Source organism: Mesorhizobium sp. M8A.F.Ca.ET.165.01.1.1 (assembly GCF_004792065.1).
GTDB lineage: Bacteria > Pseudomonadota > Alphaproteobacteria > Rhizobiales > Rhizobiaceae > Mesorhizobium.
In genome coordinates this window covers 128,414-146,236 of the sequence record NZ_SRTH01000014.1, presented here as the reverse complement: position 1 = coordinate 146,236, position 17,823 = coordinate 128,414, and the positions used below count along the sequence as shown (strand labels likewise).

At 63.7% G+C, this 17,823-nt stretch carries 15 protein-coding genes and 1 tRNA gene; 9 read left to right on the top strand and 7 right to left on the bottom strand.

Annotated elements, in window-relative coordinates; genetic code table 11:
- The first annotated feature begins 24 nt into the window (after positions 1–24).
- On the top strand, positions 25–732 hold the full coding sequence (locus tag EN808_RS28185; RefSeq protein ID WP_127275818.1) for an SDR family NAD(P)-dependent oxidoreductase: 708 nt from the start codon (positions 25–27) through the stop codon (positions 730–732).
- A gap of 223 nt (positions 733–955) precedes the next feature.
- Here the strand turns inward: EN808_RS28185 and rpsA are convergent, their stop codons facing one another.
- The 3 genes from rpsA to aroA form a co-directional block, all read right to left on the bottom strand.
- A complete protein-coding gene (rpsA, locus tag EN808_RS28180; protein ID WP_127275816.1) occupies positions 956–2,653 on the bottom strand; it encodes a 30S ribosomal protein S1 in 1,698 nt (565 codons plus the stop codon).
- Between the two features lie 206 nt (positions 2,654–2,859).
- Positions 2,860–3,510, bottom strand: coding sequence for a (d)CMP kinase (cmk, locus tag EN808_RS28175; RefSeq protein ID WP_135917327.1), 651 nt, complete (start codon positions 3,508–3,510; stop codon positions 2,860–2,862).
- 261 nt (positions 3,511–3,771) lie between these two features.
- The gene (gene aroA, locus EN808_RS28170; RefSeq protein ID WP_135917326.1) at positions 3,772–5,130 is read right to left on the bottom strand and encodes a 3-phosphoshikimate 1-carboxyvinyltransferase; all 1,359 of its coding nucleotides are present in this window, start codon (positions 5,128–5,130) and stop codon (positions 3,772–3,774) included.
- A gap of 206 nt (positions 5,131–5,336) precedes the next feature.
- On the opposite strand from aroA, the gene EN808_RS28165 reads away from it, so the two are divergent.
- A complete protein-coding gene (locus EN808_RS28165; RefSeq protein ID WP_127275813.1) occupies positions 5,337–5,729 on the top strand; it encodes a TIGR02300 family protein in 393 nt (130 codons plus the stop codon).
- A gap of 172 nt (positions 5,730–5,901) precedes the next feature.
- Positions 5,902–5,977 (top strand) — tRNA-Ala (locus EN808_RS28160).
- Between the two features lie 423 nt (positions 5,978–6,400).
- Here the strand turns inward: EN808_RS28160 and dgoD are convergent.
- A complete protein-coding gene (dgoD, locus tag EN808_RS28155) occupies positions 6,401–7,549 on the bottom strand; it encodes a galactonate dehydratase (protein WP_135917325.1) in 1,149 nt (382 codons plus the stop codon).
- 8 nt (positions 7,550–7,557) lie between these two features.
- Entirely contained in the window at positions 7,558–8,247 is a 690-nt protein-coding gene (locus tag EN808_RS28150) for a FadR/GntR family transcriptional regulator (protein ID WP_245520832.1), read from the bottom strand.
- A 257-nt stretch (positions 8,248–8,504) separates the two neighbouring features.
- On the opposite strand from EN808_RS28150, the gene EN808_RS28145 reads away from it, so the two are divergent.
- The 6 genes from EN808_RS28145 (at position 8,505) to EN808_RS28120 (ending at position 15,489) form a co-directional block, all read left to right on the top strand.
- Positions 8,505–9,494, top strand: coding sequence for an arabinose ABC transporter substrate-binding protein (locus EN808_RS28145; protein WP_127275810.1), 990 nt, complete (start codon positions 8,505–8,507; stop codon positions 9,492–9,494).
- Positions 9,495–9,565: 71 nt separating this feature from the next.
- Entirely contained in the window at positions 9,566–11,077 is a 1,512-nt protein-coding gene (gene araG / locus EN808_RS28140) for an L-arabinose ABC transporter ATP-binding protein AraG (protein WP_135917323.1), read from the top strand.
- A gap of 9 nt (positions 11,078–11,086) precedes the next feature.
- Entirely contained in the window at positions 11,087–12,037 is a 951-nt protein-coding gene (araH, locus tag EN808_RS28135) for an L-arabinose ABC transporter permease AraH (protein WP_135917322.1), read from the top strand.
- A 25-nt stretch (positions 12,038–12,062) separates the two neighbouring features.
- The gene (locus EN808_RS28130) at positions 12,063–12,842 is read left to right on the top strand and encodes an SDR family oxidoreductase (RefSeq protein WP_135917321.1); all 780 of its coding nucleotides are present in this window, start codon (positions 12,063–12,065) and stop codon (positions 12,840–12,842) included.
- A gap of 17 nt (positions 12,843–12,859) precedes the next feature.
- Positions 12,860–14,572, top strand: a complete 1,713-nt coding sequence (gene araD / locus EN808_RS28125; protein WP_127872957.1) for an L-arabinonate dehydratase — start codon at positions 12,860–12,862, stop codon at positions 14,570–14,572.
- 11 nt (positions 14,573–14,583) lie between these two features.
- Positions 14,584–15,489 (top strand): dihydrodipicolinate synthase family protein, encoded by a 906-nt coding sequence (locus tag EN808_RS28120; RefSeq protein ID WP_127278174.1) that lies wholly within the window; start codon positions 14,584–14,586, stop codon positions 15,487–15,489.
- A 14-nt stretch (positions 15,490–15,503) separates the two neighbouring features.
- Here EN808_RS28120 and EN808_RS28115 read toward each other — a convergent pair whose 3' ends face one another.
- Both EN808_RS28115 and EN808_RS28110 read right to left on the bottom strand, forming a co-directional pair.
- Positions 15,504–16,250 carry an SDR family NAD(P)-dependent oxidoreductase gene (locus tag EN808_RS28115; RefSeq protein WP_127278175.1) on the bottom strand — a complete coding sequence of 249 codons (747 nt, stop codon included), beginning with the start codon at positions 16,248–16,250 and terminating at the stop codon, positions 15,504–15,506.
- Between the two features lie 59 nt (positions 16,251–16,309).
- Positions 16,310–17,821 (bottom strand): altronate dehydratase family protein, encoded by a 1,512-nt coding sequence (locus EN808_RS28110; RefSeq protein ID WP_127278176.1) that lies wholly within the window; start codon positions 17,819–17,821, stop codon positions 16,310–16,312.
- Between the last annotated feature and the right edge of the window lie 2 nt (positions 17,822–17,823).

Here is a 17,823-nt window from a genome sequence, read left to right as displayed (position 1 = left end):
TAAAAATGACAGGAGCGGTCCAGGATGACGGAAACACTTGAAGGCAGGCATATCGTTGTGACCGGTGGAACCGGCGCGCTCGGTGGGGCGGTGGTCGGCAGGCTGCTGGAGCAGGGCGCGATCTGTCATGTGCCGAACGCGCACGCTGCGGCACCTCAGCACTTCCCCTTCACCGCGCACGACAATGTGAAGCTGGCGCACAATGTCGACCTGTCGGACTCCGCCAAGGTCGAAGCCTTCTATTCTCAGGTCCCTGCCTTGTGGGGATCGATCCATCTGGCGGGCGGCTTTGCCATGGCACCGGTGGAAAAGATCGAATCGGCATCCTTCGCCGAGATGATGGACACCAACGCCCGCACCACCTTCCTGTGCAGCCGTGCGGCTATCCGCTCGATGCTGGCGTCGGGCTCTGCCGGCCGCATCGTCAATGTCACCGCGCGCGCCGGGCTCGACCCCAGGCGCGGCGCCGGGATGGTCGCCTACACCGCCAGCAAGGCGGCGGTCGCTGCCATGACGGTGGCGATGGCGGAAGAGCTCAAGGCCAATGGCATCCTGGTCAATGCCGTGGCTCCCTCGACGCTCGACACGCCCGCGAATCGCGCCGACATGCCGGATGCCGATTTCACCAAATGGGTCAGCCTCGAAGCTGCGGCCGAATCAATCGCCTATCTCGTCTCGCCCACCAACCGGGCAATGAGCGGAACGCTGGTGCCGCTCTACGGCAGGGCCTGAGCTTCAAGAGCATTTCGCCGAGAGCAATTCCAGGAAAAGTGCGTAACGGTTTTCCCGGGAAGAACGCGTAGCGGTTTCCCTTGGGAATTGCGTGAAAACAAAGAGTTAGAGCGGGTCGGCGAATCTATCAAGCGCTGAACCGCTCAAAAGAAAAACCCCGCCGGAGCGATCCGGCGGGGTTTTGTTTTTAAGGCTGCGCGAAGAGCTTCGCGTTGCGAAGGTCTTAGTTGCCCTGCTTCTTCAGCGCGGCACCCAGGATATCGCCCAGCGAAGCGCCGGAGTCGGTCGAGCCGTATTGTGCGACCGCTTCCTTCTCTTCGGCGATTTCCAGCGCCTTGATCGAGACCTGCAGCTTGCGGGTCTTCTTGTCGAAGGCGATGACGCGGGCGTCGACCTTCTGGCCGACGGTGAAGCGCTCGGGGCGCTGCTCGTCGCGATCACGGCTGAGGTCGGAGCGCTTGATGAAGGTCTCGATGCCGCTGTCGACCAGCCGCACTTCCAGACCGCCATCCTTGACGCCGATGACTTCGCAGGTGACGACCGCGTTCTTGCGCAGTTCGCCTGACGTCGCTGCTTCGCCGACCGTGTCCTTGGCCAGCTGCTTGATGCCGAGCGAGATGCGCTCCTTGTCGATGTCGACGTCGAGCACCTGCGCCTTGACCATGTCGCCGCGATTGTACTCTTCGATGACCTGCTCGCCCGGACGGGTCCAGTCGAGGTCGGAGAGGTGGACCATGCCGTCCACGTCGCCTTCGAGGCCGATGAACAGGCCGAACTCGGTCTTGTTCTTGACCTCGCCCTCGACCTGGCTGCCGACCGGATGGCTCGAGGCGAAAGCCTGCCACGGATTCTCCAGCGTCTGCTTGAGGCCGAGCGAGATGCGGCGCTTGGCCGGATCGACCTCGAGCACCACCACGTCGACTTCCTGCGTCGTCGACAGGATCTTGCCGGGGTGCACGTTCTTCTTCGTCCACGACATTTCCGAAACGTGGATGAGACCCTCGATGCCCGGCTCCAGCTCGACGAACGCGCCGTAGTCGGTGATGTTGGTGACGGTGCCCTTGATCTTCTTGCCGATCGGGAACTTGGTGCCGATCTCGGACCACGGATCGCTCTCGAGCTGCTTCATGCCGAGCGAGATGCGGTGGGTTTCCTGGTTGATGCGGATGATCTGCACCTTGACCGTCTGACCGATGTTGAGGATTTCGGTCGGATGGTTGACGCGGCGCCATGCCATGTCGGTGACGTGCAGCAGGCCGTCGATGCCGCCGAGGTCGACGAACGCACCGTAGTCGGTGATGTTCTTGACGACGCCTTCGACCACCTGGCCTTCTTCAAGGTTCTGCACGATTTCCGAACGCTGTTCGGCGCGGCTCTCCTCGAGCACGGTGCGGCGCGAAACCACGATGTTGCCGCGGCGGCGATCCATCTTGAGGATCTCGAAGGGCTGCGGGTTGTGCATCAGCGGGGAAACGTCGCGGATCGGGCGGATATCGACCTGGCTGCGCGGCAGGAAGGCCACGGCGCCGTCGAGGTCGACGGTGAAGCCGCCCTTGACCTGGTTGAAGATGACGCCTTCGACGCGCTCACCCTTGGTGAACTTCTCTTCGAGGCGGACCCAGCTCTCTTCGCGGCGGGCCTTCTCACGGGAAAGCATGGCTTCGCCAAGCGCGTTCTCGATGCGCTCGACATAGACTTCGACGGTGTCACCGACCTTGAGGGTGGTGTCCTTGCCCTTGACGCCGAATTCCTTCAGCGGCACGCGGCCTTCGACCTTCAGGCCGACGTCGATGATGGCCATGTCCTTTTCGATCGCCGTGATCGTACCCTTGACGACCTGACCTTCGCCGGAATGGCCGGTGGTGAATGATTCTTCGAGCAGGCTCGCGAAATCATCGCGAGTGGGATTTGCAGCTGACATTGTTTCTCCTGGAGTGCCCCGCATCTCGAGCGGGACGGGCGCCGTGGGTTAGCGTTGCGTTGGCCTGCCGGCGTTCCGGGCTAAAAAGCCCTGGGCCGCTTTTCGAGCGGCAATTCCGGCGCATGAAGAATGCTGGCAGGCTGGTTCGTGCCCGATATGGGTATTTTCTTCGCCTCCGGCAACGGAAACGCGGGAGAAAACCCGGATCAGGCCTTGTTTCTCTTGGCCAGCACGTCGTCGATAACAGACATGGCCGCGAGAAACGCGGCTTCTATAGCCATTTCGCTGGTATCAAGCAAGTGCGCGTCGGCGGCCGGCTTCAGCGGCGAGTCGGCCCGGCCCATGTCGCGCTCGTCGCGGCGTTGGATATCGGCAAGGATTTCGGCGAAATCGGCGGTGCCGCCGATGCTTTCGATCTCGGCCAGCCGGCGGCGTGCCCGCACTTCGGCACTCGCCGTCACATAGAGTTTGATGTCGGCGTCGGGACACACGACGGTGCCGATATCGCGCCCGTCAAGCACCGCGCCCGGCGGCGTCCTGGCGAAATCGCGCTGCTTTTCGACCAGGATGCGGCGCACGGTCGGGAAAACCGCGACCTTCGAAGCCGCTTCGCCAACCGCATGCGCCGACAGCACCGCGCGGTCGAGCTTTGCCAGGTCGACCTGGCGCGCCGCGGTCTCGGCCGCCGAGACATTGTCGAGCGGCAAGCCGAGCCGCAGCAGCGCATGGGCCACCGCGCGATAGGTAAGCCCGGTGTCGAGCAGATTCAGGCGATAGTGATCGGCGAGCCGGCGGGCGAGCGTGCCCTTGCCGGCGCCGGCCGGTCCGTCGATGGCGATGGTGAAGGGGTGGGTCATTGGCAGGCCGTCGATCCCAACGCGTTCGTCATCCTAGGGCGGAGCAGGAGCGAAGCTCCGTCGCGGAGACCCTGGGATCCATGCCGTGTCCTCAACCGAAGGATGCCGCGGACCAGAATATTGCACCGTTGCGGAGCGTTGAAGTCACGGCATGGATCCTGGGGTCTGCGCGGCGTCGCTCCGCTCCTTGCTTCGCCCCAGGATGACGAAGGGAGGGATGTCGGCATCCAATCTCCGAGGTTTGCAATTGCCATCGACAATTCACCCGATCTCCGCGCCCAGCCCCGCCATCAGCCCCATGAACTCCGGAAAGCTCGTCGCGATCATCGCCTGGTCATCGATGGTGACCGGCTTCTCCGTCGCCAGCCCCATGACCAGGAAGCTCATGGCGATGCGGTGGTCGAGATGCGTCTTGACCGTCGTATCCAGGCCGTTGGGATGGCCTCCCAGGCCCTTGCCGCCCGGCTTGCCGCGCACGGCAAGCGACGCCTCGCCCTCGTTGCAGTCGACGCCGTTGAGTTTCAGCCCGTTGGCGACGGCCGACAGCCGGTCGGATTCCTTCACCCGCAGCTCCTCCAGCCCCTGCATCAGCGTCTCGCCCTCGGCGAAGCTGGCCGCGACAGCCAGCACCGGGTACTCGTCGATCATCGACGGCGCCCGCTCCGGCGGCACGGTGACTCCCTTGAGCTCGGAATAGCGCACGCGCAGATCGGCGACATCCTCGCCGCCGGCATTGCGTGGGTTCAAAATGTCGATCTGGCCGCCCATTTCCTGCAGCGTCAGAAGCAGGCCGGTGCGGGTCGGGTTCATCAGCACGTTCTCGATCGTGATATCAGAGCCCGGCACGATCAGCGCCGCCACCAGCGGGAAACCGGCCGAGGAAGGGTCGCCCGGCACCGCGATGGTCTGGCCGGTGAGCTTGCCCTGGCCTTCGATAAAAATGTGGCGCACGCCGCGCTCGTCGGTCTCGACCGACAGATTGGCGCCAAAGCCTTTCAGCATCTTTTCGGTGTGGTCGCGCGTCATCACCGGCTCGATCACGGTGGTGATGCCCGGCGTGTTGAGGCCGGCCAGCAGCACCGCCGACTTCACCTGCGCCGAGGCCATCGGCACGCGGTAGGTGATCGGGGCTGCGTGCTTTGGGCCATGCAGCGTGATCGGCATGCGGTCGCCGGGCGTCGCCTTCAGCACCTGCACGCCCATCTGGCGCAGGGGTTCCAGCACGCGGCCCATCGGCCGGCCGGACAGCGAGGCATCGCCGATGAAGGTCGTTTCCATGTCGTAGGTGCCGACAAGCCCCATGGTCAGCCGCGAACCGGTGCCGGCATTGCCGAAATCGAGCGGGCCTTCCGGCTGCAGCAGCGCGCCATTGCCGGTGCCGCGGATCACCCATTCGGCGCCGTGCTTCTCTATATGCGCGCCCATCGCCTTCATGGCCGCGCCCGTGCGCATCACGTCCTCGCCCTCGAGCAGGCCGGTGATGCGCGTTTCGCCGGAGGCAAGCCCCCCGAACATGAAGGAGCGGTGCGAGATCGATTTGTCGCCCGGCACACGGGCCGTGCCGGAAAGGGCGGATGATTTGCGGGCGGTGGCCGGCTTGGCAGCGGCGGCGTGTGACATGGAATTTCCCTGGACGGAATGCCGGCGGTCCGGCGCTTTTCATTTGTTGCGGCGGTCTCCTATCACGGCGAGGCGAAATGGTCATCCCCATGGTCGTCACTTGGCGCGAGGCCTTTGAATGCTTGGTTTTGTGACGCCGGCTTTTCGCTTTGACAGCGCTGCAAACTGTGGTTAAGGGGACCACTCTTTTATTGACGAGGCTTGCCGTGGCAAAAACCGAACTTGGCACAAAACGCATCGACCCTGAAACGGGCCGGAAATTCTACGACCTGAACAAAGACCCGATCGTCTCGCCCTATACCGGCAAGAGCTATCCGCGTTCCTATTTCGACGAAGGCAAGATCGCCGCCGTCGAGGAGGAGGAGGAAGTGGCCGAGAAGGAAGTGGACGCCGAGGACGAAGAGGGCGCCGAAGTCGTTTCGCTGGAAGAGGCCGATGACGAGGCCAAGGGCGGCGACGATCTTCCCGATCTCGGCGACGACGAGGATGATGTCGATCTCGGCGACGACGAGGATGACACCTTCCTTGCCGACGAAGAGGAAGAAGACGACGACGTTGCCGACATGATCGGCGTCGGCGACGACGACGACGAGGTCTGACAAGGTCTCGAACGCAAGCGTTTGCCGGCTTTCACGGCCTGTGAAGAAAAAGCCGCCGATGAAGGCTTGATATCTGGGAAAGGCGGGGTTAGAAGCCGCCTGCACTAACGGCGCGGTCTTCCAACCCTCGCCGATCTCTCGCCGGAAACGGCGCCGGCAGACTGCCGGGAGTGGGGCCATAGCTCAGTTGGGAGAGCGCTTGAATGGCATTCAAGAGGTCGTCGGTTCGATCCCGATTGGCTCCACCAAGTTCTCTAGAGTTTCAGCTTTTTTGTCAGCGCGCATGCTAACTGGTCCGTCTCCGTTTCAGCGGGGTGGGATAGGTCAATGCGGAACGGCAGTCTGATTACACTCGCTCTTGCTGGGTTGGCGCTGGCACTTACCGTATGCGACCCTCCGCCGGGCATCGTCAGGATGCGCCGCGATAGCGACAACAAACAGGCTCTATGCTTCATCGGGGCGGATAACTCTGGACGCAACTCGCTTGGGAACAACGCATCGATTTCCGTCGTTCGATGCGTTGCCGCTTGTGAGAAGCTGGGTTTCGTTATCGAAAAGAGTTTCCCGTCTGATCTCATCGTGAACACGGACGGCGTTGGTGACGTGTCAGAAGACCGTTGCTCGATAATGCTGAGAAAAAAATGTGGTAGCTTGGCTGCTGACCTCGCTGCTCACCACTCGGCGAAGGAGCCGTCCTTGTGGCGCCAGATCGGGTTGCGCCAGCGGTGGCCTTCCTTGGCCCGCTCCTTGACATACTCCTCGTCGATCTCGACGCCGAGCCCCGGGCCGTCGGGGATGGCGACATAGCCATCCTCGTAGCGGAAGACGTCCTTGTTGGCGGCGTAGTCGAGCAGGTCGTTGGCGGCGTTGTAGTGGATGCCCAGGCTCTGCTCCTGGATGAAACAGTTGTAGCTCACGGCATCGAGCTGCAGGCAGGCGGCGAGCGCGATCGGTCCGAGCGGGCAGTGCGGCGCCACCGCCACGTCATACGCCTCCGCCATAGCCGCGATCTTGCGGCACTCGGTGATGCCGCCGGCATGCGACAGATCGGGCTGGATGATGTCGACGACGCCTTCCTCGAACACGGATTTGAAGTCCCAGCGGCTGTAGAGCCGCTCGCCGAGCGCTATCGGCGTCGAGCCGAGGGCGGCGATCTCCCTCAGCGCCTCGCGGTTTTCGCTGAGCACCGGCTCCTCGATGAACATCAGGCGGTAGGGCTCGAGCTCCTTGACCAGGATGCGGGCCATCGGCCGGTGGACGCGGCCATGGAAATCGACGGCGATGCCGGTATTGGGCCCGACCGCCTCGCGCACCATGGCGACGCGTTCGACGGCGGCATCTATTCTGTCGTGGCTGTCGACGATCTGCAGTTCCTCCGTACCGTTCATCTTGAGCGCCAGGAAGCCGCGGGCCACGACTTCCTTGGCGCCAGCCGCCACTTCCGCCGGCCGGTCGCCGCCGATCCAGGAATAGACCTTGATGGTGTCGCGCAGTCTGCCGCCGAGCAGTTCATGCACGGGCACGCCGAGCGCCTTGCCCTTGATGTCCCACAGCGCCTGGTCGATGCCTGCAATGGCGCTCATCAGGATCGGCCCGCCGCGGTAGAAGCCGCCGCGATGCATCACCGTCCAATGATCCTCGATCAGGCGAGGATCCTTGCCGATGAGATAATCGCCAAGCTCCTTGACCGCCGCTTCGACGGTCAACGCGCGGCCTTCGACCACCGGCTCGCCCCAGCCGGTGACGCCGGCATCTGTCTCGATCTTCAGGAACAGCCAGCGTGGCGGAACGATGTAGGTGGTGAGCGAGATGATTTTCATGCGCGGTCTCAGTTGTTCTTGAGTTTCTTGGCGCTGACGAGGTCGCGCGCCGCAAGGTCGAGAATCCGGTTGGCGGCACCACGCGCCGCCCCGGCGTCGCGCATGCGCAGCGCCTCCACCACTTCGCGGTGCGCCGCCACGGCTTTCATGCGGCGGTCGAGCGAGATGGTTGCCGTCGCTTCCAGCGAGAATTTCAGCCCGGTGTCGATCAGGTTGCCGATCTGGCGGAAGATCGGGTTGTGGCTGGCGGCATAGACGATCTGGTGGAAAGCAATGTCGCTGCGCGAGAAGGCGGCGAGGTCCTCGCCGGCATCAGCCATGCCGCGCCACGCGGCCTCCAGATCGGCGATCTCCTGCAGCGTCGCGCGCGTGGCGGCCAACTCGGCGACCAGCGGCTCGATGGCCCGGCGTGTCTCCAGGATGGCATCGAACAGCTTGTCGTCAAGCGCATGCGGCGCGTGCCAGGCCAGCACTTGCGGGTCGATGATGTTCCAGTCGTCCTCGTTGCACACGATGGTGCCGACGCGCGGCCGCGATAGCACCAGCCCCTTGGCGGCCAGCACCTTCAGGGCTTCGCGGATGACGGTGCGGCTGACGCCATACTCGACGCCGAGTTCGTTTTCGGTGGGCAGGGAAGAGCCGGCCGGATAGCGCCCGGAAAAGATGTCGGAGGCGATCGCCTTCGTCACATCGGGCATGACGCGCGGGCGGCGCGTGGTCGTGTCGGCTGAAGCCTTCTTAGACGTTTCGGTCACCTCAGCCCTCCTCCAAGGCGGCGAACCCACTGGTTTCGCACAACCGGCCCGGCCTTACCGGATGCGGATGATTTGCGCCAGCGATCCCTGGTCAGAGCATGTATCTTAATTATCATACCAGATCAATTGACGAGTATGATAAAAACAATTAGAGACTCCTGCATCCGGGCTGAGCGCCCGGCCATCGCTGGGAGGTAATCATGCGACTTCTGAAGACCGCGCTCGTCGCGGGCGCGCTTGCCGTGCTGTCCGTCACGACCATCGCTGCATATGCTCAGGACACCAAGATCGGCTTCATCGTCAAACAGCCCGAGGAGCCGTGGTTCCAGGACGAATGGAAGTTCGCCGACCAGGCCGCCAAGGAAAAGGGTTTTACCCTCGTCAAGATCGGCGCCGAGGACGGTGAGAAGCTGATGTCGGCGATCGACAATCTCGGCGCGCAAGGCGCCCAGGGCTTCATCGTCTGCACGCCGGACGTAAAGCTTGGCCCCGGCATCGTCGCCAAGGCCACCGCCAACAATCTCAAGCTGATGACCGTCGACGACCGTCTGGTCGGCGCCGACGGCAAGGCGCTCGAAGACGTGCCGCATATGGGCATCTCGGCCACCAAGATCGGTGAGGCCGTCGGCCAGGCGATCGTCGATGAGATGAAGGCGCGCGGCTGGAAGGCCGACGAAGTCGGTGCGATCCGCGTTTCCTATGACCAGTTGCCGACCGCCGTCGACCGTGTCGAAGGCGCCATCTCGGTGCTGAAGGCCAACGGCTTCAAGGCCGAGAACATTTTCGACGCTCCCCAGGCCAAGACCGACACCGAAGCAGCCCTCAATGCCGCGACGGTGGTGCTCAACGCCCATGCCGACATCAAGAAGTGGGTCTCTTTCGGCCTCAACGACGAAGCGGTGCTCGGTGCAGTGCGCGCATCCGAAAGCGTCGGCATTGCTGCTGACGGCATGATCGGCGTCGGCATCGGCGGCGCGGATTCGGCGATCAACGAATTCAAGAAGCCGACCGCCACTGGCTTTGTCGGCACCGTGATCATCTCGCCGAAGCGCCATGGCTACGAGACGGCGCTCAACATGTATGACTGGGTCGCCAACAACAAGGAACCGGAGAAGCTGATCCTGACCTCCGGCGCGCTGGCCAAACGCGACGACTACCAGAAGGTCCGCCAGGGCCTCGGCATCGAATAATCCTCCCTGTACAAACAGGCGGCGGCTCATGCCGCCGCCTGTTTGCCGTGGCACAAGAAGGATCGACGCCCGTGTCCTTTCTCGACTTCTCGCACATCACCAAGACCTATCCGGGTGTCAAGGCGCTGTCGGACGTCTCGTTCGGCGTCGACAGGGGCGCAGTGCATGGCCTGATGGGCGAAAACGGCGCCGGTAAATCGACCCTGATCAAGATCCTCTCGGGCGACCAGCATGCGGACGAAGGCGAGATCCGCATCGACGGCAAGGTCCAGGCCTATGCCTCGACAAGGGATGCCTTCGACAATGGCGTCATCGTCATTCATCAGGAATTGCAGCTCGTGCCGGAACTCACCGTCGCCGAGAACCTCAGCCTCGGCCGCTTTCCCGCCAGCGCCGGCGTCATCGCGCGCGGCAAGATGCTGGAGGATGTCGGCGCCAAGCTGAAATCGGCCGGCATCGACATCGATATCAGCCGCAAGGTCAAGACGCTGTCGATCGGCGAGCGCCAGATGATCGAGATCGCCAAGGCAATCATGCTCGACGCGCGCGTCATCGCGTTGGACGAGCCGACCTCGTCGCTGTCGTCGCGCGAGAGCGAAATCCTGTTTGCCCTGATCGACCGCCTGCGCGGCGAGGGCAAGGTCATCATCTATGTCTCGCACCGGCTCGACGAGGTGTTCCGCCTCTGCGACAGCCTGACCGTGCTGCGCGACGGCAAGCTCGCGGCGCACCACGCATCGCTGAAAGGCGTCACCCGCGACCAGGTTGTCGCCGAAATGGTCGGCCGCGAAATCTCCGACATCTGGGGTTTTCGGCCACGCAAGGCCGGCGACATCAGGCTGGAGGTCGAAGCCATCTCCGGAGCAAAACTGAAGATACCGGCCAGTTTCGAGGCAAGGGCCGGCGAGATCGTCGGCTTCTTCGGCCTCATCGGTGCAGGCCGCTCGGAACTGATGCGGCTGGTCTTCGGCGCCGACCCGCGCTCGGGCGGCACCATCACGGTGGATGGCGAGGCGATCCATGCCGCCGACCCACATGGCGCGATCCGCGCCGGCATCGTGCTGTGTTCGGAAGACCGCAAGCATGACGGCATCATCCAGGGCCGCTCGATCGAGGAGAACATCAACATCTCCTCGCGGCGCCATCACGCGCGCTTCGGCATCCTGAACCGCGCCAGCGAGATCGCCACGGCCGAAACCTTCATCAAGAAGCTCAAGGTGCGCACGCCATCGCGCAAGCAGGACATCATCAATCTCTCCGGCGGGAACCAGCAGAAGGTCATCCTTGGCCGCTGGCTGTCGGAGCAGGGCGTACGCGTCCTCATCGTCGATGAGCCGACACGCGGCATCGACGTCGGCGCCAAGTCGGAAATCTACGAACTGCTCTACCAGCTTGCCGAGGATGGCATGGCGATCGTCGTCGTCTCGTCCGACCTGCCGGAGGTGATGGGCATTTGCGACCGTATCCTGGTGATGTGCGGCGGGCGCATCAATGCCGAGCTTGCACGCAACCAGTTCGCCGAGAAGGCGATCCTGGCCGCGGCACTTCCCGACACCAAAACCCCCGACGCCATCGCATCCTGAGGACCTGACATGACCGATCAGCTGAAGAAGATTGTGCTCGGCGAACAGGGCCTCGTCGTCATCTTCGTCGTTGCCTTCGCGCTGGTCTCGCTGCTGGTTCCCAATTTCCTCACCGACCGCAATATGCTTGGCCTGCTGCAGTCGGTGGTTACCGTCGGCATCGTTGCCTGCACCATGATGTTCTGTCTCGCGGCGCGCGACTTCGACCTGTCGGTTGGCTCCATCGTTGCCTTCGCTGGCATGGTCGCGGTGATGGCGTCGAACTACACAGGCTCGATCCTGCTCGGGCTGCTGGCGGCGATCGCCTGCGGTGCCTCTGTCGGCTTCATCAACGGTGTCGTCATCGCCAAATTCCGCATCAACGCGCTGATCACGACGCTGGCGACCATGCAGATCGTGCGCGGCCTTGCACTCATCGCATCCGACGGGCGCGCCGTCGGCATCAACAGCCCGGATTTCTATCAGCTCGCGCTGTCGAAATTCCTAGGCATACCGACGCCCGTCTGGGTGCTGGCGGTTCTGTTCGGCATTTTTGGCTTCGTGCTCAACCGCACCGTGTTCGGCAAGAACACGCTGGCCATTGGCGGCAATCCCGAAGCGTCACGGCTGGCCGGCGTCAATGTCGACCGCACGCGCATCTGGATTTTCGCCCTGCAAGGCGTCGTCTGCGGCATCGCCGGCATCCTGCTGGCGTCACGCATCACCTCCGGACAGCCCAACGCGGCGGTCGGGCTTGAACTCTCGGTCATCTCGGCCTGCGTGCTCGGCGGCGTGTCGCTTGCCGGCGGACGTGCCACAATGTCCGGCGTCATCGTCGGCGTGCTGATCATGGGCATCGCCGAGAACGCCATGAACCTGCTCAACATCCCGGCCTTTTACCAGTACATCGTGCGCGGCGTGATCCTGCTCCTCGCCGTGCTGCTTGACAATCTGCGTTCGTCGGCCTTGGGCCGGCGTTGACCCGTCTTCGACTGGAGTGACACCCATGGCTGAGCGCCTGTCCGGCAAACGCATCTTCCTGACAGGCGCCGCGCAAGGCATCGGGCTGGCCATCGCCGAGGCCTGTCTTGCCGAGGGTGCGAAATTGTTCCTCGTCGACCAGGACGGCACGTTGCTGGAGAAGACCGTCGCGGGTCTCGCGGCACCCAAGGGGCATGTCGGGCATGCGACAGCCGACATCAGCGACGGGGTCGCGATAAAAGCAGCCGTTGCCCGCGCGAACGCCGAGATAGGTCCGGTTAACGCATTGATCAACAATGCCGGAATGAACGTTTTCTCGACGCCGCTGGAGGCCACCGAAGAAGAGTGGACCCGCAATTTCGACGTCAACGTCAAGGGCGCCTGGAACTGCAGCAAGGCGGTGCTGCCGGGCATGCTGGCGAATGGCGGCGGGGCGATCCTCAACATCGCCTCGACCCACGGCTTCACCATCATCCCACACACTTTTCCCTATCCTGTCGCCAAGCACGCTCTGCTTGGGCTGACCAAATCGCTGGCGCTCGAATATGCCGGGCAGGGCGTGCGCGTGAACGCGCTGGCGCCGGGCTATGTCGAGACGCAGAAGGCCATCGACTACTGGAACAGTTTTCCTGATCCGGCGGCGGCGCGCGCCAACACCATGGCGCTGCATCCCGGCGGCCGCATTGCCTCGGCGCGCGAGATCGCCCTTGCCGCCGTGTTCATGATTTCCGACGAGTGCCCGTTCATGAACGCGGCGACCCTCGTCGTCGATGGCGGGCTGAGCCAGCTTCAGCATCCCGCCTGAGCACCGGGAGAAGGCCATTGACCAGGAGACGATCGCAGCATTGGTTCGGCGGCCAAGGCAAGGATGCCTTCATCCATCGCAGCTGGATGAAGAACAACGGCCTGCCCGACGATGCTTTCGATGGCCGCCCGGTGATCGGCATCTGCAATACCTTCTCCGAATTCACCCCGTGTCATGTGCATTTTCGCGGCTTGGTCGAGCACATCAAGGCCGGCGTGCTGGAGGCCGGCGGCCTGCCCCTGGAATTCCCCGTGTTCTCCTGCGGCGAATCCAATCTGCGGCCGACGGCGATGCTGTTCCGCAACCTCGCCTCGATGGATGTCGAGGAGGCGATCCGCGGCAATCCGATGGATGGCGTCGTGCTGATGGCCGGATGCGACAAGACCACGCCGTCACTGGTCATGGGGGCTGCCTCCTGCGACCTGCCATCGATCGTCATTTCCGGTGGGCCGATGCTCAATGGCCGCTTCCAGGGTCGTCAGATCGGCTCCGGCACCGATGTGTGGAAATTCTCCGAGGATGTGCGAGCCGGCATCATGAGCGAGCAGGATTTCGCCAATGCCGAGAGCGCCATGTCGCGCTCGCCTGGGCACTGCATGACCATGGGCACGGCCTCGACCATGGCCTCGATGGTCGAAGCGCTCGGGCTGGCGTTGCCCGGCAACGCCGCCTATCCCGCCGTCGACGCGCGACGCAACCGCATCGCCCGCATGACCGGGCGGCGTATCGTCGAGATGGTCAATGACGATCTGCGCCCCTCGGCCATTCTTACCAAGCAGGCTTTCGCCAACGCCATCCGCGTCAACGGCGCCATCGGCGGCTCGACCAATGCGGTCGTGCATCTGCTGGCGATTGCAGGCCGCGTCGGCACCGAACTCAGCCTCGATGACTGGGATGCCTTCGGTCGCGACGTGCCGACCATCCTCGACCTGATGCCATCAGGCCGTTTCCTGATGGAGGATTTCTGCTACGCCGGCGGCATTCCGGCGGTCATGAAAGAGATCGCCGACATGCTCGATCTCGACGCGCTGACGGTCACCGGCAAGAGCGTACGCGACAACATCGCCGACGCCCGGAATGACAATCCCGAGGTCATCCGTCCGCGCAACAGGGCGCTGACGCCGCATGGCGGTATCGCGGTGCTGCGTGGCAATCTGGCACCCGATGGCGCCATCATCAAACCGTCGGCCGCTTCACCATCCCTGATGAAGCATCGCGGCCGCGCCGTCGTCTTCGATGACATAGACGACTACAAGGCGCGCATCGACGATCCCGCACTCGACATCGACGAGACCTCGATCATGGTGCTCAGGAATTGCGGCCCCAAGGGCTATCCGGGCATGGCCGAGGTCGGCAACATGGCGCTGCCGCAAAAGCTCCTGAAAAAGGGCGTCCGCGACATGATCCGCATTTCCGACGCCCGCATGTCCGGCACCGCCTTCGGCACGGTCGTGCTGCATGCCGCACCCGAAGCCGCCGTCGGCGGTCCGCTGGCGCTGGTCAGGAGCGGCGACATGATCGAACTCGATGTCGAGGCGCGGAAGCTGCATCTCGACGTGTCGGAACAGGAGCTGGCGCGGCGGCGCCAATCCTGGCAGCCGCCCGAGCCGGCGATGCGCGGCGGCTATCAGGGCCTCTATGTCGACCATGTCCTGCAGGCCGACCGTGGCGCCGATCTCGACTTTCTGGTCGGCAACCGTGGCCACGCCATTCCGCGCGAAAGCCATTGAGGGCGCGTGGGATGCCAAAATTCCAGCCCGATGATTTCCACGGCATTCACGCCATCCTCTACGCCCTGTTCGACGCCCAGGAAAAACTCGACCGCGCGGCGATGCGCAGGCAGGTCGAGATCTGCCTGGCGAGCGGCGTGCATGGGATGGCGGCGCTTGGCCTCGCGACAGAAGTCGCCAAGCTGACCGAGGCGGAGCGCCGCACGATCATGGAGTGGACGGCGCAGGACACCGCCGGCAAGGTACCGCTCGCCTTCACCATCTTCGGGTCTTCCGTTGCCGAGCAGATATCCCAGGTCCGGCATGCGGAAAGCCTCGGCGCAGATTGGGTCATCCTGCAGCCGCCGCCAGTTGGATCCTATGGAGCGCCCGAATACATCCGCTTTTTTGGCCGCGTCGCCGAGGCAACCGACCTGCCGGTGGCGATCCAGAACGCGCCGGCCTTTTTCGGCCGTGGCCTGACATCGGACGAGATTCGCGAGCTCGTCACGCTCCACCCCAACATCAGGCTGATCAAGGGCGAAGGCCCGGTCACCGACATTGCCGGCCTGATCGAGCGCACCGAAGGCCGCATCCCCGTCTTCAACGGGCGGGGCGGGCTGGAATTGACCGACAATTTCCGCATCGGTTGCCGTGGCATGATCCTGGCGCCTGATGGCATCGACCACGCCGTGCGCGCCTATCAGGCGTTCCGCGCCGAAGACGAAGCAGCGGCCGAGGCGGCCTACGAAAGAATGTTGCCGGCGGCGGTCTTCGTCATGCAAGGCATCGAGAACCTGATCTGCTACGGCAAGCGGCTGTTCGGCGCCCGCGCCGGTATCCAGATTCACGACCGTGCGCCAGCGATGCGGCCAAACGAGACCGGGCTTGCGATGGTGCAGCGCTTCGCCGCCAGCCTTGGTCGGCTGCCCGCCTGAACAGCGTCTTTTCGTCAGTAGGTCGTTCGCCCACCCGACAGGTCGAAGGTGGAAGCGGTTGTAAAACTGTTTTCCTTGGAGACGAGCCAGGCGACCATGGCGGCGGCCTCGTCGACCTCCAGCAGGCGGCCGCGCGGGATGCGCGAGCGCATGTATTCGATGTGCTCGGCCGTCAGCTGTTCGAGGATGCGCGTCTGCGCAGTGGCCGGCGAGATGCAGTTGACGGCGATGTCGTACTGCGCCAGCTCCTTGCCGAGCGACTTGGTCATGCCGATGACGGCGGCCTTCGAGGCCGAATAGGCGGCGGCGTTGGGGTTGCCCTCCTTGCCTGCGACCGAGGCGATGTTGACGATGCGCCCGTAATTGCGCTCCTTCATCCCCGGCACCACGGCGCGGTTGACGTAGAAGGTGCCGTTGACGTTGACGTCGATGATTTTCTTCCACACATCGACGTCGTAGGTATCGAGCGGGGCGGCGGGGCCGGCAATGCCCGCCGAATTGACGAGGATGGAGATCTTGTTCGCGATCTCCTCCGTCCTGGCACGCGCGGCGTCCACCGAACCCCAGTCGGCTATGTCCACGACCAGCGTCGTGGCTGCCTTGCCGAGTTCCCGCTTGGCCGTATCGAGGCGCGCCTCGTCGAGGTCCCACAAGGTGACCGTCGCGCCCGAGGCGACAAAACGCTTTGCCATCGCGAAGCCGAGGCCTTGCGCGCCTCCGGTAACCACGGCGTGTTGGCCGTCAAGGTCTATCCTGTTCATGCCGAGCGGTTCTTTCCGTCTGAGATACTGGGGGTACGTGTTGAAAGTGAGCGGTACTGCTACATCGTCGCGCCGAGGCTCCAGGGCACGAACTCATTGTCGCCATAGCCGAGCGCTTCCGACTTGGTGCGCCCGCCCGATGCCACGCGCAGGATCTCGGCGAAGATCTCCTCGCCCTTGTCCGCCAGCGTCACGCCGTCGAGGATGTCGCCGCAATTGATGTCCATGTCGTCGGGCATCTGCTCGAAGATGAAGGAGTTGGAGGCGAGTTTGATCGACGGCGTCGGCTTGCAGCCGAAGGCCGAACCGCGCCCGGTGGTGAAGCACAATATGTTGGCACCGCCCGCCACCTGACCGGTCGCCGAGACCGGGTCGTAGCCTGGCGTGTCCATGAAGACGAGGCCGCGCTCGTTGATAGGCTCGGCATATTCCAGCACCGCGCGCAGATTGGTCGTGCCTCCCTTGGCGGAGGCGCCCAGCGACTTCTCCAGGATGGTGGTCAGCCCGCCGAGCTTGTTGCCGGGAGACGGATTGTTGTTCATCTCCATGTCGTGCCTGGCGGTATAGTCCTCCCACCAGCGGATGCGCTCGACAAGTTTTTCGCCGACGGCCCGGCTTTCGGCTCGCCGCGTCAAGAGATGCTCCGCGCCGTAGATTTCGGGTGTTTCAGAAAGGATGGCGGTCCCTCCTTGGGCGACCAGCAGATCCACTGCCGCGCCCAGTGCCGGATTGGCGCTGATACCGGAATAGCCGTCCGAGCCGCCGCATTGTAGCGCCAGCACCAGCTCGGAAGCCGGCTGCGGCGTCCGCTCCGCGGCATTGACGATCGGCAGCATCTCGACGATGGCCTTCACCCCGGCATCGACGGTCTTGCGGGTGCCGCCGGTTTCCTGGATCGTCATTGTGCGGAACGTGGTGCTTTCCTCGATGTTATAAGATTGCATCCAACGCGGGATCTGGAAAGCTTCGCAGCCAAGTCCGACCATCAGCACGCCGCCGACATTGGGATTGGTGGCAAAACCCCACTGCGTGCGCTTCAGCAGATCGTAGGCCGGGCCCTTGGTGTCGATGCCGCATCCGGTGCCGTGCACGAGCGCAATGGCGCCGTCGACATTGGGATAGTCGCGCAGCATGCCTGAACGGTTGACCTCTTCCACGATGAAGCGGGCGACGCTGGCCGAGCAGTTTACCGAGGTCAGGACGGCGATGAAATTGCGCGTGCCGACTTTGCCGTTGGACCTGCGGTAGCCCATGAAAGTCGCCCGTTCGCCATCGGGAAGGACCGGCGTTTCCCTGACGTCGGTGCCATGCTCGTAGTCGCGCTCGAAATCGCGCAGGTAGACATTGTGCTCGTGCACCCAATCTCCGGCCGCGATCGGCCCACGCGCGAAGCCGATGGTTTGGCCATACTTTACGATCGGTTCATCCGCCCCGATGTCGAGCATGGCCATCTTGTGGCCGCGCGGGATGCGAGCCCTCGCAGCCACGTCGCCGGCCTTTTCGCCGGCCGCCAATGGATCGACCGCCAGTAGGATGTTGTCGGCGTGCGATAGCTTGATGAAGCGCGTCATTA